The organism is Ferdinandcohnia sp. Marseille-Q9671 (assembly GCF_976954385.1).
This window is the reverse complement of record NZ_CDRJTA010000003.1, coordinates 327,685-344,854: the sequence shown is the minus strand read 5'-3', so window position 1 is coordinate 344,854 and position 17,170 is coordinate 327,685. Positions and strand designations below refer to the sequence as shown.

The window sequence follows — 17,170 nt, the reverse complement described above, 5'->3', positions numbered from 1 at the left end:
TTTATAAGGTTTCTTTCAATTATGAATTTATACAAAAATTTAATTTTACTTCGACAACCGAAATGTTAAGATAGACTTATAGATATTTTATTTTATATGGAGGAATAAACATGAAGAAACGTCCAATTACAGCAGATGATTTATGTGAATTTAAGTTTGTAGGAGATCCACAGCTTTCCCCTTTAAAAGACAAAGTTGCTTATGTCTTAACGCATGTAGATAAAGAAAAAGATGGGTACTACTCTTATATTCATGTCACAGATTTAAAGGGCAAAAGCAGGCAATTTACCTCTCACTATTCAACAGACAAACTAGTAAAAGATACTTCTCCAAAGTGGTCACCAGATGGCAGCATGATTGCCTTCCGTTCAAATCGTACTGGCAAAAACCAAATCTGGCTTTTACATACAGATGGCGGCGAGGCAGTCCAACTAACAGATGTTAAGCAAGGAATTGGTGATTTCGTTTGGTCTCCAGACGGAAAAAGGCTTGCGCTTACTATGAATGGAGAACTAGATCTTTCCTCCTCTGATAAAGAAGAAGTAAAAAGTGATGTTAAGGTTATCACCAGACTCCGATACAAGGGAGACGGAGTTGGAATATTTAACGACGATCGGAAGCATGTCTATTTATTTGATGTGGATTCCAAAGCTTACACAAAGATTACCGGAGGCGATCATGATTTTAGTCAGCCTCGTTTCTCTCCTGATGGAAAAACTTTATTCTATATTGGAACGAAGGCAGAGGATAAGGAATGGGGTTACCTCCCTGCTATTTGGAAATATGATATAGCCTCAAAAGAAGAGACTCTTCTCTATCAAGGAAATGGTTATCTCATGGCACCTTCTGTATCACCAGATGGTAAATGGCTAGCTATTGCAGGTCATACACGTGGGGAAAGAAGTCAAGGCAATACGAATGTACTCCTACTTTCCTTAGAGTCTGGTACATTATCAAACGTAACAAATAGCTTTGACTTTACAGTAGGGAACCTTGTAGGTGTAGATGCGAAATATGACACGGCAGATACTCAATTAATCTGGGACACTACCAGTTCTTACATATATTTTAGTGCAACTGTAGGCGGGGACTGTCAGTTATTTAAGGTATCTCTTAACGGAGATGTTTCTGCTGCCCTATCACCTTCAGTAGCATCAGTTACTTCCTATGATATTGTTAGTGCTGACCAAGCCGTCCTTGTTCTCGCGAATCCTCACTCCACAGGAGATTTAGTTGTTCAGGATTTAAACAATGTAAACAACATTAGTAAATTAACAGATTGGAATAAAGAACTGTATAACGAGGTTCATCTAAGTACACCAGAAAATTTCCATTACAAGAGCACAGACGGAAAAGAGATCGAAGGCTGGATTTTAAAGCCATATGGATTTGAGGAAGGGAAAAAATATCCGATGATCCTTGAGATACATGGTGGTCCGGCAACGGCATATGGTAATGGATTACATCATGAAATGCAACTGATGGCTTCAAAAGGATATGTAGTGCTCTACACGAATCCAAGAGGCAGCCATGGTTATGGGCATGACTTTGTAAATGCTGTTATCGGTGATTACGGTGGAATGGATTATGAAGATATTATGGCTGGTGTTGATTATGCCTTAGAAAACTATACATATATTGATCAAGACAATTTGTTCGTAACAGGTGGTAGTTACGGTGGATATATGACCAACGTTATTGTAACGCGCACAGATCGATTCAAAGCTGCTGTTACGCAACGTAGTATTTGTAACTGGCATAGCTTCTATGGTACAAGTGATATTGGCTTCTTCTTTACTGAATGGCAACATGGTCATGCGGATTTGTGGGATGATGTTGAGAAGCTGTTAAAGGTTTCACCTCTTACCCATGCTAGGAATGTAAAAACACCAACACTTATTTTGCATAGTGAACAGGACTTACGTTGTCCAATGGAACAAGCAGAGCAATGGTATATTGCCCTTAAACGTCTAGGTGTAGAAACAAAGTTCGTCCGCTTCCCGGATGAAAACCATGACCTTTCACGCTCCGGTAAACCAAAGCACCGCTTAGAACGTCTACACCATTTGATTAGTTGGTTTGACGAGCGTTTGAATTAATACGATTGTTTATAGGATCTGAGGGAAAGGATTTCCCTCAGATTTTCTTTATGTTAATTACTACGGTTTTAGTCCATCTCTGGTTCGTTTTTTCCCCTTATTATGTATTTTGAGAATGGTTTATTTTTCTACAATACATAAAAGCACTCATGTCCTTTGTTTCCGAATGCTTTTTTCGCTTTTTTCCTTAGAAAGCATTCGATTATGGATATTTCTTACAGTTTCCACTCGTTTCAGAACCTTTTTTTCCTTTTCCTGGATTTTGCGAATCTTTTCCTCTACTAATCTCTCAAAAAGCACTCATATCTTTCATTTACGAATGCTTTTTTCGCTTTTTCCCTTAGAAAGCATTCGATTATGGATATTTCTTACAGTTTCCACTCGTTTCAGAACCTTTTTTTCCTTTTCCTGGATTTTGCGAATCTTTTCCTCTACTAATCTCTCAAAAAGCACTCATATCTTTCATTTACGAATGCCTTTTTCGCTTTTTTCCTTAGAAAGCATTCGATTATGGATATTTCTTACAGTTTCCACTCGTTTCAGAACCTTTTTTTCCTTTTCCTGGATTTTGCGAATCTTTTCCTCTACTAATCTCTCAAAAAGCACTCATATCTTTCATTTACGAATGCTTTTTTCGCTTTTTCCCTTAGAAAGCATTCGATTATGGATATTTCTTACAGTTTCCACTCGTTTCAGAACCTTTTTTTCCTTTTCCTGGATTTTGCGAATCTTTTCCTCTACTAATCTCTCAAAAAGCACTCATATCTTTCATTTACGAATGCTTTTTTCGCTTTTTCCCTTAGAAAGCATTCGATTATGGATATTTCTTACAGTTTCCACTCGTTTCAGAACCTTTTTTTCCTTTTCCTGGATTTTGCGAATCTTTTCCTCTACTAATCTCTCAAAAAGCACTCATATCTTTCATTTACGAATGCTTTTTTCGCTTTTTCCCTTAGAAAGCATTCGATTATGGATATTTCTTACAGTTTCCACTCGTTTCAGAACCTTTTTTTCTTTTTCCTGGAGTTTTGCGAATCTTTTCCTGATTTTGCTACTACCTTTTTCACCTTTTCTCTTAAAAATATCCGCACCCTCTGGCACACCCTTACTAATATAGGTAATAGGTAGATTTTCCACCCTTTACCATACGGAGGTGCTCCTTCAATATTTTCCGCAGTCGAAGCCTATCCAGATTAAGCCCACACCATTCATTAACTTGAGAAACGGTTATCAGCCTTTCAGGGAAGAGTACCCTAAGTTCTTCTACTGACCTCATTACACCTGCATGTAACTTCTCACTGGTTCCACACCTCACACACACAAGCTCTTTTCCATCCAAACGAACTGAAAGTGTACCACAATCCAAACATGACATACCCTTTTTAACAGAAGAATAGGTATACTTAGGGATTTTCACATCACTATATGGAGATTTTTCAATATGAAGTGAGCATATTTTTTTTGCCGAGCCAATTAAATGTTCGTTAGATTTCCTTGAATCTGAACCCAACCTTTTAATATAGGAATTAATCTGAGTCGGGAGGATGATTGGGAGATTTCGATTTGCTTGAAAAAGTGTGAATTCCGGATTAACAAAAATGACATTCGCTTCAATAGGGAGATTAATACCAAGGGTTTGAACGAGTGGCCTTAGAAGGGACTCTGAACGCTGGAGTTGAGGGATAGGATTTTTCACTTCATACCCAGATGAAAAGTACCATCGATCACCTTCTATATAATATTCTCCTTCGAAATTCTTGATTTCGAAAAGATAGATCTTATATGGAGAAATTAGGAGTGAATCAATTTGAAAAGTCGTGTTTTGCCATTTGAGTAGGAGGTCATTTATCTGAAGATATGTGGAGGCGGGGGATTGGGTTATTAGATCATCAAAATAGCACTCACCTTCATACCCTTTTTCATCAGCTTGAAACTTTTTTAATTCTCCATCTGTAAACGATATTCGAGATGTTAGGTATTGTCGTACTTTTAAGTGTTCAGGGATATTCCTTGGTTTTAGAATCATCTTTCAGCCTCTTTTCTGAATTTAGTGTCTATTCTCTTAAAATATATCACTCAAGTCAAAGATTTGAAAGTATAAGCCTGATGCACTAAGCCCTGGCATAAATCTTCCTTTTTTTATATCCGTTGCCTTTTAACTATTCAGTTTTTCAATTCTCATCCCTAAGTCCTATGTAAAATAGTAAAATATCGGAAATTAAGAGGCTTATCAATTGTAGAGATTATGAGTTTGAGAAATAGGTTATGAATGCCAGACGTTGCTCCATTTTCCGATAATTGATTAATGAATTTTCGAAGAGCATTATTCATGAATATCAACTCCCATTTTTAAAATATTTTTCTCCTTTATGTAGTTGAGCTTCGGAAACTCATCTCTCACGATTCTATAGCAAAATAACCCTTCGTACGGAACGAAGGGTTACTTTGTTTAACTTTTCGGTTTAATATACGTCGCGCAGATAACGTTTTTCTACTTTCATCATGTTTTTTAGGTATTCTTCAGCAGCTTCACTGTCCATGCCGCCTTCTTTTTCGATGATTGTAAGAAGGGCATCGTTTACGTCTTTTGCCATATACTCCTTATCTCCACATACGTAGAAATAAGCTCCTTTTTCAATCCATTCATATATTTCTTTGCTATTTTCAAGCATTTTATGTTGTACATAGACTTTTTGGTCAGTATCGCGAGAAAAAGCAACATCAAGTTTTGTTAGCACGCCATCTTGTTGATATTGCTCTAGCTCTTTTCGATAAAGATAATCGGATGCCTCATGCTGGTCACCAAAGAATAACCATGAGCGTCCTTCAGCTTTATTTGCTGCACGCTCTTCAATAAATGAACGGAATGGTGCGATACCGGTTCCTGGACCTACCATAATGATGTCTACATCTTGGGAATCTGGTAAATGGAAATGTTTATTCGCCTGTACAAAGACTGGGATTGTATCTCCCTCTTGAACACGCTCTGCACATTGAACAGAACATACCCCTTTGCGGTCACGACCATGCGCTGTGTAACGAACGGCACCAATTGTCAAATGTACTTCATCTGGATGTGCAGCAAGACTGCTTGCAATTGAGTACAGTCGAGGTGGCATTTTTCTTAATAAGGAGACGATTTCTTGGGCAGAAGCCTTCCACGGGCCAAAATCGCGTAGCAAATCAAGTAAATCTCGCCCATCACAATATTCTTTCACTTGGTCAGTATTTGCCACTAGTTCTTGTAATGCCTCGTTCTCGGTAAAAGCTGCTGCTTGTTGAAGAATCTTTTTCGTGAGGAGTGTAATTTCAAGGTACGTAGTTAATGCCTCCTTAAGTGGCAATGTCTCACCTTTCCTACTTACGGTTACAACCTCATTCTCATCCCATTTCATTTCTTCAAGTAGTGTTGTGACAAGTTCTGGATCATTTGTAGGGACAACGCCAAGTGCATCACCCGGTACATATGAAAGACCTGACCCTTTTAATGACAATTCAATATGCCTTGTTTCTTTATTGGAACCTTCACCATTTAAATTAACATTCTTAAGAACTTTCGCTTGGAATGGGTTCGTTCTTGAAAAAGGTACAACTGGCTTATCATTCTTCAGATTATCTATCGTATCTTGCATGTCTCTTAACCTCCAAACAAATTATATATAATAAAGATAACACAGTGTAAAGAGCAGGTTTGTATTATCACATATCGAGTATTTCAACAAATCAGACCTGTTTTAAGGTCATTTTATCATACTATTCATTATAGTGTCTTTTTTTATATCTTACGTTTTAAAAACTTTTACGGGAACCAATTTTGTATAGAGTTTTATATGATCATAAAATAAGTTAATCCACCATATACACATTAACATATAACATTTACATTTTCCTTTATTTTATAATTGTGCCCTAACTTCATTATTTGTTTCTTCTCTCCGCTTTTCACACGTTCTACCCAAATAGCGTCTCCCTTACATTACCATTGTTATTCTTTCATGATACCCTCATCAAATTCTCATCTTTCTTTAACTAGATTTTAAGATTGTAAATTTACTATGAAGATAAGATAAAAAATGAAAAGGGAAGGCGGATTGAATATGGCTATTGAAATTTTCAGCCGAAGAGAGCAAAAGTATTTAATAACCAGATTTCAGTATGAGGCGTTAGTTGATTTAATGTCACCCTATATGCGTTACGATAAATTCGGTAACGCAGGAAGGTATACCGTGACTAGTCTATATTTTGATAATGACGAACGGCAAATTTATTTTGAAACAAAGAACAAGCTGAAGTTTAGACAAAAACTGAGGCTACGCATTTATGGTGAGACCGATATGAATGGGACTGCCTTTTTTGAGGTTAAGCAAAAGCATCGTAATGTCGTGAATAAAAGAAGAACAGCTATCCCTCTTATGGAGGCATATCGTTATATCAATAAACCAAGTAATGCTTCTTTATATAATTATCAGACTTCTAATCAACAAATCTTTAAGGAAATAGATTACTTCCGAAAATATTACAAGTTACTCCCTGAAATGGTGGTAAGCTATGACCGCCAAGCGTTTCATTGTGTCACTGACCCTGATTTACGAGTGACTTTTGATTTGAACTTACGCTGTCGCGATGAGGATTTAAATATTGAAAACGGTCCGTATGGCAAACATTTTATTGACCCAAACCTCGTTGTGCTTGAAGTCAAAGTAACTCATAGTGTGCCGTTATGGTTAACTCGAATTCTTCAGGATTTAGACTGTGAACAGAGAAGTGCTTCAAAATTTTGTACAAGTGCAGAGTTATTAAAAGGGGAACTTGTCTCTAAAAAAATAATGAATGAAAACGTAATGATAGGAGTCGGATAAAGATGGATTTATTGTTAAATGGTCAAGCAGAAGAATCATCAATTTTCATGACGATAGTGGCTATGGCAACCGCTGCAATCTTGAGTTTAGCCATTACAAAAATATATCAGATAACATTTAGCGGTGAGCGTTATTCACAATCGTTTGTTCATACCATCATCATCATGAGTGTAGTCGTTTCAGTTGTCATGAACGTCGTTAGTAATAATGCCGGAGTTGCTTTTGGATTATTCGCGATTTTTTCATTGATCAGGTTCCGAAGTGCTGTAACGGACGCAAAGGATATTGCTTATATCTTCTTCGGACTTTGTGTCGGCATGACAGCTGGATTATATCAAATTGGGTTAGCCATTGTATTGACGGTTTTCTCATGTTTCGTGCTGTATTTATTATATAAATACGATTACGGTAAAGGAAAAGACACCCAAATACTAAAAATAACCGTACCTGAAAATTTAAATTATGAGGATTTATTTAAAGATATTTTAGGAAAAATATACAGTACATCATGCGTTGCGCCAAGTTGAAACAACAAACCTTGGCACGATGATCTTATACACATTCTCGATTCGAAATAAAGTATCGACGAGGGAACAAGATTTATTAAATGAAATTCGTGAAAGAAATGCTAATTTAAAGGTTTCTCTCTCCTATTTGCAAACAATAAAGTAAGAAAGTACGGGCCATGGAATTCTCCATGGCCCTGTATCATCTACGGATTACTTATTGTTGAACATTAACATATCTGGATTAAACTCTTCTGAAACTTCTGTTGCAAATTGTAGGTTATTTTTAACAGGATTTTTGTCATTTTTCATATTCGTTACGGTCTGTTGAACGGTTGTATAACCACTTTGTATTTTCTTTCCAATATTTTTATTTCTACCACCTATTATCCCCATGATGGTTACAGCTATCATAGAAATAAGAATCCAGCCAGTATTACTCCGTTTTCTTGTAAATGTACGAAGTGATTTGTGGTTACCTAACCCTTCCATTGCTGATGAAACTATCTGCATGTACTTCATACATATCCCCTTTCAAAAAAGAAACCTACAGTCCTATTTTGTGTGGGAAAGAGAAAATTATAGGAGGAAAATTTTCAACTCAGTGCTTCTTACTGAACATAAAGGATTCTTACACAGTCCTATCGGCTTTTATATACTTTTTACCTTATACATCTACACACTGATTACCAATCAGTACCATGGACTTCAAAAGTACTTGAAGTTTTTTTAGTTGAATACGCTACAAAAAAACGCCAAACATAGAATACGTTTGACGTCTTTTTTTAATTAATATCTTAATCCATGACCAAGTTTGTATACATTACCATCGCTATCCTTATAGGCATAGCTTAGTCCTGCTGGCATGTATTTATCTTTGTCATAACCTGGTACGTCGTTTCTTGATACACTTTCACCATTTTGATAAACAGCAATTACTTCTTCACTTGCTGGTAATGTTAAAGGTAATACACCTGTTGGTTGGTAGTTTCCTGCCATTACCTCGAATTGTGCATTAAAGAATGTGTCGTATCCAGCGATTAGAGCATCTGCCATAGGTTCAATATTTCCAAGAATCCATGGTAATACGAAATTCACGCTCATGATTACTTTTCCACCGCGGCTATGGATATTGTCTGCTACTTCTCTTAGGTGATTCATACCAGTTAATGTTGTCTCATGATATAAAGCACCATCTAATGCACTGTTCACCTTATCTTCACATAACTCAAGCTCTAACAGTCCTGGTGTTGCATTGAAATAGGCACCTGACTTCGGATGTAAAAATAAAATAGCTGTATCTGCTTCTTCATAGTTATCTGTTAAGGTAAATAGTCCAAGGTCTTCTGCTTGGCTTCTCGCTTGCTTCGTGAATTTATCTGCTTTCCCTTGTTCCTTATGGAATGCTTCCACATAAACCTTTTTACCTTCTAACTTAGCAGGTGTTAAAGGCAAAGTTTGATCCGAGTTCTTAAGTACAGTTACAGATTTTTTATGTGCCTCATATGCAGCATCCCAATGTTCAGATGTACCAATAACCTCCGTAGCTTTTTCCGGTGCATTGTACGTGCGGTCATCAAATAGACCAAGGGTAAACATTTCTGTTAGCAGTCTTACATTTGCTTCGTTGATACGTTTTTCGCTAATCCAACCTTTGCTGATCGCCATTTTAAGATTTTCTATATCGTTCGTATCGGCTACTAGGTCTGTACCTGCATTAATAGCTTTTGCAAAGCGTTCTGCTTCACTGCTATTTTCCATACCCCAGCTCATTTTATTAACAATTCCACTGTCACTATTGATATAGCCTTTGAATCCAAGTTCTCCACGAAGAATATGTTGTAAGAAATAGTGGTTAAATGTAAAACCAACTTCTTCGAATGGGATGTCTTCTCCCTCGAATTCTTGTACTACACTCTTCTTAATGCTAGGAATTGAATAATACGGCATGATAGAAGATGTACCATGTTCGACTGCTGCTCTAAATGGAGGTAAATGGTACTTCTCTAAGCTTCCTGGTGTAGGATATAGATTCCATTTTCCTTCTTCATAATGGGGGTCAAACCCGTTCTCTCTCGCTCCACCGCCTGGGAAATGCTTCGTAGTCATAGCGATACTATGCTTTCCAAGTGTTTCTCCTTGGAATTCATCAATAATTCTACCAATTGCATCTGAAATAAATTCAGGATCTTCACCGAATGTACCATATGTACGTTGCCATCTTGGGTCTGTCACCACATCGGCCATATACATATACCCTTTTCTTATACCAGTCGCATCCCACTCTTTGCGTGCGATTTCGGCAAATTGGCTAATTAATGATGCATCGCCACCGTTTTTAATATCCCCTTGTGCTGCTGCAGCAAGCCCTAATGTTCCTGGCCAAGTAGAAAAAATCCCTGCTGCATCATTCATACCGAAGACTGGTTCTGCGTTCTCATTTCTTGAGTTTGATGCAATGATGACTGGGATACCAAGGCGTGTTCCTTCAGCTACTTCATTCATCTTATTTATCCATTCAGCCATTTCAGCCGGGCTAAAGTTATCTCTTAAAATAAAATGGCGTAAGTGCATGTTTTCAATAGTATGAGTTGTTCCATACATTTTTGAGATAGCAAAAATGTTTTCACCTTTTTCAACAATCGCTTCGTCTAGCACTCCATCATGACTCGTTTTGCTCTTATCTTCTTGTGAAAGACCCATTCTACGGGTATTAATAAGCATCATACCGATCTTTTCATCTATGTTCATTAATGAAACAAGGTTTTCGGCACGTTCTTTGGGACTCAAGCGCCAATCCTCATAAGGATCGAGCTTTCCGTTGTTATTTAAATCTTTAAATTTCAAATCATTAACTTCAATGATATTCTTTACTCTAACTTCTAAATTGGGTTGCTTTTCATTATGTTGCAATTGAATGCCTCCTTTGGTGCCAACTATTAGTATGGTCCCTAGTACTCATGTTTTATATTATCAACTTCACACGCTTTCCACACCCATTATTGCTGACTTTTATATAATATTGGGTACATACTCATGATTTATTTCTTTTGGATGAAATACACTAACGAAAATAAGCACATGAATTAATCATGCGCCTGTTCTTCTTTGTGTATGCCTTCCCTATACTCCGTTGCTGTCATGCCTTTTACTTCTTTAAAGACTTTACAAAAGTAGTTATAGCTGCTAAACCCTACTTCTATCCCAATTTCGGTAATCGATAACCGCCCTTGCCCAAGTAAGAAGGTAGCCTCCTCTATTCTCTTTTTATGAATATAGTCGACAACACTTATATTCATTTCACTTTTGAATTTCTTTGCAAGATAGGATCTATTCACTCCAATTTCATCTGCTATCATTTGTAGGCTAATGGGTTCCTTGAAGTAAAGATTTATATACACTAATGCCTTCCTTACGATTGAACTATGACCTTTAACAGCAAAATTCTGAACTGCTTCACAATATTCTTCTATCATACTGAGAGCAATCGAATCTAAATCTGACATTGCCACAGACTCTTCAATCTTACGTGCGAATTTATCTGATATTGCATGTACATATTGTGGCTCAACCCCGCCTCTAGCCGAAGCCATCCTCATCATCGTATTTAATGAGAGAGTGATATTTTTTTTCGCACGCAAAGGATTACCTGGAACTCTATATAAAAAATCACCCGTAAACTCTATCATTGCTTTTATTGCATTTTCCTTATCGCCTACCTCAATGTAATGTAAAAGGATCTTTTCTTTCTCATACCTCATTTTAATATCAAAACCACTCTCATCAAAATCCTGTGGCTGTATAGTTGAGTGATGCTGAGCATTACGATTTTTTACCGTTACTATATGTGATTCTACATGAGGGTGTTTGAAGATATTCACTAACAAATCGCCAACCGCTAGATAGTAATGTGCTAAATACGCTAATGATTGATAGAAAGTTGTAAGTGGTTTTATCCATGTATGCTCAAGGTCATTGCTTTTCAATATATTCCAGATAAAATCATCCGTAACCTTTTCATTTAAGAAGGGGCCAACCGAAACAATTCCTCTAAAAACATCTTCTTCATATAAAGGCACGGCAAGATACGAAAGTTGAAAAGAATTTGTATGAAAACAAAAGCTATTGGTTGGAGACTCTTTTAATGTAACTAGAAGCTCTTGAAGCATTATTTTTTGGGCATCAGAGATTATGAGGGGATCATTGTCATTTGAAATGTGAAAAACGGTCTGAAAGTGTTCATCAATCACCTGTACATCTATATGAAACGTATTCTTAATTAACCAACATTTGCTCAAAAGCTCGTCCATTTTACAAACCTACTCCTACTAATTTGGATATGTACATCATAGCAAATATATAAAAGGACAACCAACTGGGGCTAGCCTAGTTATTCATACATGTTCGTTCATGCATTCCTTCTACTTCTGTTAGTAATTCCATCCAAAATAAAGAGACCATCTAAGGTCTCTTCAGAGTGTAGACAAAGTCAGTACTGACTTTGTCTACACGATTTTTCACAGTATATCTAAAAAGAAATTACTTTCCCCAGACTGTCTTGAAAACGGTTGTCAGACAAGGCGCGCAGTCGATCGAAGACGCGAATAGAAGTTACCTTCATGAGCGGACGAGAGAGGCAAGCAACGCAGTATGCGAGCGTTTGTCAACAGTCTGAAGTGACCATCTAAGGTCTCTTATCTACTCTTAACAAGTAATTCGACTGCTTCTTTAACTAGTTCCTCTGTATTTTCACCTTTTTCATCAGCATCACGTACACATGCAACTAGGTTTGAGCTAACCACGACACCAATCGTACGATCAATCGCAGTTCGGGCTGCTGATAACTGGGTGATTACATCCTTACAGTCCTTGTTTTCTTCCATCATGCGTAATATACCGCGTAATTGTCCTTCAATTCGTTTGACTCGGTTTTTCATCTTTTCATCGTAATTCATAAAATAGCCCCCTTTCTAGTAGGGAATGTACCTTTTACTCACATTGTTTAGTTAGCAAACAATCGCCGCTTACTGTGTATCCACTAACTTGAAATCCATTACGTTTAAGAATTCTTATTGCAATATTTCTTTCTAGTTTTGTTGCTGCAACAACATGAACTTGCTTCTCAGGAATTTCATAACAGTATCTTTCTAAATATGCCACAGGTATATTTAGAGAGTTTTCTATTACATCTTTGTATGAAATATTATAGTCTCTTACGTCTATAACCTCAATATTCGTTGTATCAACTGTTAATGCGTCCTTGTAGTGTATTCCAAATACAGGAGAGTATCTCTTATATAATTCCCATAATACAAATAGTATCAAAAGACTAAGCAAAATCAATAGCATAAAACCCTCCATTATAATAAGTAAGGAAACACCTATAGATACATTTTATACCCATTTGGGTATTAAAATAAACAAGTAACTATCTTTGACATTATACTATTTTGTTATTTTACAGAATATCCATCCAAATCTTACTAGCAGTAGCAGCAATTAAAACTGCAAGGATAATTTGTAATACTTTCGTATTCATTTTCTTACCTGCAATCGCTCCTAGTGGTGATGCGATTAAACTTGCCACAATCATGATTACCGCTGGCACATACTCTACTTGGCCAGTTGTAATTTTTCCAATAGTAGACCCGATTGAAGAGATAAATGTAATAGCTAATGAAGAGGCAATTGTCATTCTTGTCGGGATTTTAAGAACAACGAGCATAATCGGGACAAGTAAGAATGCACCTGCTGCTCCTACAATCCCTGCACCTACCCCCACAATTAAGGCAAGGGTTGCGGCTAGCCATTTATTAAATACAACTTGGTCAAACGGGATATCATCCACATTTTTCTTTGGAACAAACATCATGACAGCAGCTATTAATGCTAGTAAACCATACACCACATTAATGCCACCTTCTGACATATATTTTGATCCAAACCCACCAACAAAACTACCAATCAATATGCTTATCCCCATATATAAAATAAGTGTTTTATTCAAATAGCCACCCTTACGGTAAGCCCATACTCCACCTATGGTTGCAAAGAATACTTGGACCGCACTGATTCCTGATACTTCATGTGCACTAAAAGCAGCTACCCCAAATAGAGGTGGAATATATAATAGCATCGGATATTTAATTATGGATCCACCGATACCTAACATACCCGAAATGTAGGAACCGATAAAACCGATTAAAAAGATTGTAATGATAAATGCAAAATCCATGGTTTCGTTAGCCTCCTTCTAAGGAAAAGGGAACCAGTAGTGGTCCCCTTATTGTTTAGCCCTTTTTAATCCAGAACTTCAGTACATCATTTTCTTCTTCATGCTTAACTAGTTCATGACCACCTGACTTAGCCCAAGCAGATAGATCATTTTTAGCACCTTTATCAGTTGCATGAATTTCTAGAATGTCACCTGACTCTAAATCATTCATTGCTTTTTTCGTTTTTACAATCGGCATAGGACATGCGAGTCCTTTTGCATCTAACACTTTTGCTATATCCATACGTTCATTGCCTCCGTTTAAAAAGTAATTTTTATTAACGAACCGCACAGCGGTTTGGTCCAATTTCCATTTCACGTTGTTGTTCGTCATCTGGAGAAATCTTCCCCATATTGGTTTCACGAATTTCTTGATATGCATTTGGCTGTGGTGGTAGACTTTCAGTTACCATTTTTCTAAATTCAGCTTCGTCTTCAATGGTAAGACCATGGTTTTTCGCAAACAGTGTTCCTAACTTTTCAGATACACTTCCATCCTCATTTAGTTCGTCTATGATCATGAAGTGTGCTGGTAACACGATTAGTTCATTTGATAAATCTCTATAGCGATTGTAAAGAGTTTCCCTTAGATCTCCTACCCAATCTTGTGCTAATCCCGCAAGGTCAGGTCTTCCGATTGAATCAATGAACAAGATATCACCTGATAGTAGGTATTTCTCATCCACAACGAATGAGGTTGAACCAATTGTGTGACCAGGGGAATACAAGGCTTGAATAGTAATAGTTGTATTTCCGATCATTACATCCTGACCACCCTCTAAAGCTGCATACTCAAATGTTACTTCTGTTGCATCTTTAGGCGGTAACCAATAAGTTGCATTTGTATGTTGAGCAATCTTTCTTCCACCCGAAATATGGTCGGCATGTAAATGAGTATCAAAAACATGTGTGATCTTCGCATCAATACTTGCCGCGAAATCAAGATATATATCAGTCATACGTGTTGCATCAATAATGGCTGCTTCGCCATTTGAGACGACCATATATGAAAGACAGCCTTTTCCAATTCGTACGAACTGATAGACCTCTCCTCCATCTTTTAAATCACCTACTTTAACTGGCTCTAAATGCTCACTCCAAGCCTTCATTCCACCCTTAAGGTAGGAAACAGTGAGACCCGCCTCCGAAAGCATTTCTGCAACCATGATAGAAGATCCCTCTTTCGCACAAACAACAAGAATATCTTTATCCTTAGGTAGTTTTTCAAGAATTTCTTCAACACCATCTAGTAATTCAAAATAAGGAATATTGAAATAGTCAAAGTTATGCCCTTCAATTTTCCAATCATTAAAATCACTCTCATTACGCACATCTAAAATAAATAGTGGTTTTTTATCGAATACCTTTTTGGTGACATCTTTTGAAGTCATTACATGAACTGTCATTTCTAAAATTACCCCCTACCGTATATTTTAACTTAAAAATTTTTATGATATTTAAGCTTATTTATTTGTTACACCAGTTGTTTCTCCTGACCATTTACTCATTCCTGGAACAACATTAATGACATTTGTAAAGCCCTTTTCTGTTAATTTTTGAGACGCTAAATCACTTCGGCTGCCAGTACGGCATACAACATAGATTTCTTGATCTTTTTTTAGTTCATTGACTCTTTCTTCTAATTCTCCTAATGGAATGGAGATTGCTCCTGGTATATGATTGAACGCATATTCAGCTGCTTCGCGTACATCAAGTACAAGAATTTCTTTCCCAGATGCGATAGTAGTTTCTAATTCCTCATTCGAAACAACAGCAGAATGATTCTTTTCTATAGCTTCTTCACCACTTGCTTTACGAATATAATGCTTTAATACTTCTCCCTCTTCTATCGTTCCAAGGTATTGATGACCAGTACTCTCAGCCCAGGCTTTGAGATCTGCTTTTGATCCTTTATCAGTAGCTTGAACTTCTAAAACCTGACCGCCTTCTAAATGATTGATTGCCTTTTTTGTCTTAACAATTGGCATTGGGCATGCTAATCCCTTTGCATCTAACATATGATTCGTTTTTAATGATTCCATTTTCGTACCTCCTACAAATTAATTATCTCCAGGCGCTTACTCCGCCTTTTACATTTGTTATATTTTTAAAGCCCAATTTTTTTAGTAGTTTACTTGCTTTTTGACTTCTCATACCACTTTGGCAAATCACAACTACCTCTTTCTCCTTAGAAAGTTCATTTGCCTTTTGAGAAAGCTGATGAAGTGGCATATTTTTAAACCCTTTAATATGGTAGCCCTTGAACTCCCCAGGCGTACGAACATCAATAAATTGTTTCTCTTTTTTCGTTAATTCACTTTTGAGTTCTGCAGTTGTTATATTACGAATTCCTTTTGTTGGAATAAAACGTTGTACGATAAAAATCACAATTAGTGCAAAGAGGATATAATTGATATAATCCATGTGCAATTCCCCCTACTTTGAATTTAGATAAATAAGTTTACATTCCCATCTTCGGCATCTGCTAAATATGCAGCGACTCCCGCTAATTCAATGTTATCTAACAATTCTTCTTCTTTTAAACCAAGTAAATCCATCGTCATCGTACATGCTACAAGTTTAATATCTTGTTCTTGAGCCATTTCAATAAGCTGTGGCAATGTAAGAGCATTATGCTTCTTTATAACATCCTTAATCATCTTAGGTCCCATACCAGCCATATTCATTTTTGAAAGGCCGAGCTTATTTGCTCCTTTTGGCATCATTTTCGCAAACATTTTTTCAATGAAGCCTTTGTCGATCTTCATGTCCTCATCTTTACGTAATGCATTTAATCCCCAGAACGTGTGGAAGATGGTAACTTCATGATCATAAGCAGCCGCACCATTTGCAATGATATAAGCAGCCATTGCTTTGTCATAATCTCCACTAAATAATACGATAGTCGTTTTTTTTGTTTCAGTCATTATCTATTTTCCTCCCTTTTATTATCCTTTTTTAATGTAAAACTTTAGAATGTCGTTTTCTTCTTTGATATTCACTAGTTCATGTCCAGTAGATGCGGTCCAAGCTGTAAGATCACTTTTTGCACCTTTATCAGTTGCAAGAACTTCTACTATCTGACCAGGCTCAAGTCCGTCGATTGCCTTCTTTGTTTTTACGATTGGCATTGGACAAGCTAAGCCCTTAGCATCTACTACTTTATCTATGTTCATTTTGCATTCCTCCAAGCTTTTTTACCATTACCCCTATAGGTATATTAAGATTTAAAAATAAAAATGGGTGTCACCCAGTTAGTGTTTAGTGGTGTGATTACACTCACAAGACTTATAATATACCCCAGTAGGTATATTGTCAACACGTAAGTTGGAAAATGTGCATTTATAATAGACAACCGCAATAAAAAGAGGCTCGGATTGTAACCGAGCCTTCAGAGTGTAGACAAAGTCAGTACTGACTTTGTCTACACGA

General features: G+C 36.9%; 17 protein-coding genes. 3 read left to right on the top strand and 14 right to left on the bottom strand.

The window, feature by feature from the left end; all coding sequences use genetic code 11:
• Positions 1-110 precede the first annotated feature (110 nt).
• Complete coding sequence (locus ACWNMY_RS14340; RefSeq protein ID WP_449538947.1) at positions 111-2,099, top strand: S9 family peptidase; 1,989 nt, start codon at positions 111-113, stop codon at positions 2,097-2,099.
• 1,108 nt (positions 2,100-3,207) lie between these two features.
• Here ACWNMY_RS14340 and ACWNMY_RS14335 read toward each other — a convergent pair.
• Both ACWNMY_RS14335 and ACWNMY_RS14330 read right to left on the bottom strand, forming a co-directional pair.
• Entirely contained in the window at positions 3,208-4,125 is a 918-nt protein-coding gene (locus tag ACWNMY_RS14335; protein ID WP_449538946.1) for a nuclease-related domain-containing protein, read from the bottom strand.
• Between the two features lie 436 nt (positions 4,126-4,561).
• A complete protein-coding gene (locus ACWNMY_RS14330) occupies positions 4,562-5,731 on the bottom strand; it encodes a sulfite reductase subunit alpha (protein WP_449538945.1) in 1,170 nt (389 codons plus the stop codon).
• 465 nt (positions 5,732-6,196) lie between these two features.
• On the opposite strand from ACWNMY_RS14330, the gene ACWNMY_RS14325 reads away from it, so the two are divergent.
• Together ACWNMY_RS14325 and ACWNMY_RS14320 are read left to right on the top strand one after the other, a co-directional pair.
• Positions 6,197-6,958: a VTC domain-containing protein gene (locus ACWNMY_RS14325; RefSeq protein WP_449538944.1), complete on the top strand. Its 762-nt coding sequence runs from the start codon at positions 6,197-6,199 to the stop codon at positions 6,956-6,958.
• Between the two features lie 2 nt (positions 6,959-6,960).
• The gene (locus ACWNMY_RS14320; RefSeq protein ID WP_449538943.1) at positions 6,961-7,485 is read left to right on the top strand and encodes a DUF4956 domain-containing protein; all 525 of its coding nucleotides are present in this window, start codon (positions 6,961-6,963) and stop codon (positions 7,483-7,485) included.
• A gap of 192 nt (positions 7,486-7,677) precedes the next feature.
• Here the strand turns inward: ACWNMY_RS14320 and ACWNMY_RS14315 are convergent, their stop codons facing one another.
• From ACWNMY_RS14315 to ACWNMY_RS14260, 12 genes are all read right to left on the bottom strand, one after another.
• Positions 7,678-7,986, bottom strand: a complete 309-nt coding sequence (locus ACWNMY_RS14315) for a hypothetical protein (protein ID WP_449538942.1) — start codon at positions 7,984-7,986, stop codon at positions 7,678-7,680.
• Between the two features lie 267 nt (positions 7,987-8,253).
• Positions 8,254-10,377 carry a glycoside hydrolase family 3 protein gene (locus ACWNMY_RS14310; protein WP_449538941.1) on the bottom strand — a complete coding sequence of 708 codons (2,124 nt, stop codon included), beginning with the start codon at positions 10,375-10,377 and terminating at the stop codon, positions 8,254-8,256.
• A 173-nt stretch (positions 10,378-10,550) separates the two neighbouring features.
• On the bottom strand, positions 10,551-11,774 hold the full coding sequence (locus ACWNMY_RS14305) for a helix-turn-helix transcriptional regulator (protein ID WP_449538940.1): 1,224 nt from the start codon (positions 11,772-11,774) through the stop codon (positions 10,551-10,553).
• A 384-nt stretch (positions 11,775-12,158) separates the two neighbouring features.
• The gene (locus ACWNMY_RS14300; protein WP_449538939.1) at positions 12,159-12,419 is read right to left on the bottom strand and encodes a metal-sensitive transcriptional regulator; all 261 of its coding nucleotides are present in this window, start codon (positions 12,417-12,419) and stop codon (positions 12,159-12,161) included.
• Positions 12,420-12,453: 34 nt separating this feature from the next.
• Entirely contained in the window at positions 12,454-12,813 is a 360-nt protein-coding gene (locus ACWNMY_RS14295) for a hypothetical protein (protein ID WP_449538938.1), read from the bottom strand.
• 109 nt (positions 12,814-12,922) lie between these two features.
• The gene (locus ACWNMY_RS14290) at positions 12,923-13,699 is read right to left on the bottom strand and encodes a sulfite exporter TauE/SafE family protein (protein WP_449538937.1); all 777 of its coding nucleotides are present in this window, start codon (positions 13,697-13,699) and stop codon (positions 12,923-12,925) included.
• A 55-nt stretch (positions 13,700-13,754) separates the two neighbouring features.
• Positions 13,755-13,982 (bottom strand): sulfurtransferase TusA family protein, encoded by a 228-nt coding sequence (locus ACWNMY_RS14285; RefSeq protein WP_449538936.1) that lies wholly within the window; start codon positions 13,980-13,982, stop codon positions 13,755-13,757.
• Between the two features lie 34 nt (positions 13,983-14,016).
• Positions 14,017-15,144: an MBL fold metallo-hydrolase gene (locus ACWNMY_RS14280; protein WP_449538935.1), complete on the bottom strand. Its 1,128-nt coding sequence runs from the start codon at positions 15,142-15,144 to the stop codon at positions 14,017-14,019.
• 57 nt (positions 15,145-15,201) lie between these two features.
• Complete coding sequence (locus ACWNMY_RS14275; RefSeq protein ID WP_449538934.1) at positions 15,202-15,780, bottom strand: sulfurtransferase TusA family protein; 579 nt, start codon at positions 15,778-15,780, stop codon at positions 15,202-15,204.
• A gap of 22 nt (positions 15,781-15,802) precedes the next feature.
• On the bottom strand, positions 15,803-16,162 hold the full coding sequence (locus tag ACWNMY_RS14270) for a rhodanese-like domain-containing protein (RefSeq protein ID WP_449538933.1): 360 nt from the start codon (positions 16,160-16,162) through the stop codon (positions 15,803-15,805).
• Between the two features lie 23 nt (positions 16,163-16,185).
• Positions 16,186-16,665: a DsrE/DsrF/DrsH-like family protein gene (locus tag ACWNMY_RS14265; RefSeq protein WP_449538932.1), complete on the bottom strand. Its 480-nt coding sequence runs from the start codon at positions 16,663-16,665 to the stop codon at positions 16,186-16,188.
• A gap of 21 nt (positions 16,666-16,686) precedes the next feature.
• Entirely contained in the window at positions 16,687-16,914 is a 228-nt protein-coding gene (locus ACWNMY_RS14260) for a sulfurtransferase TusA family protein (protein ID WP_449538931.1), read from the bottom strand.
• Positions 16,915-17,170: the final 256 nt, after the last annotated feature.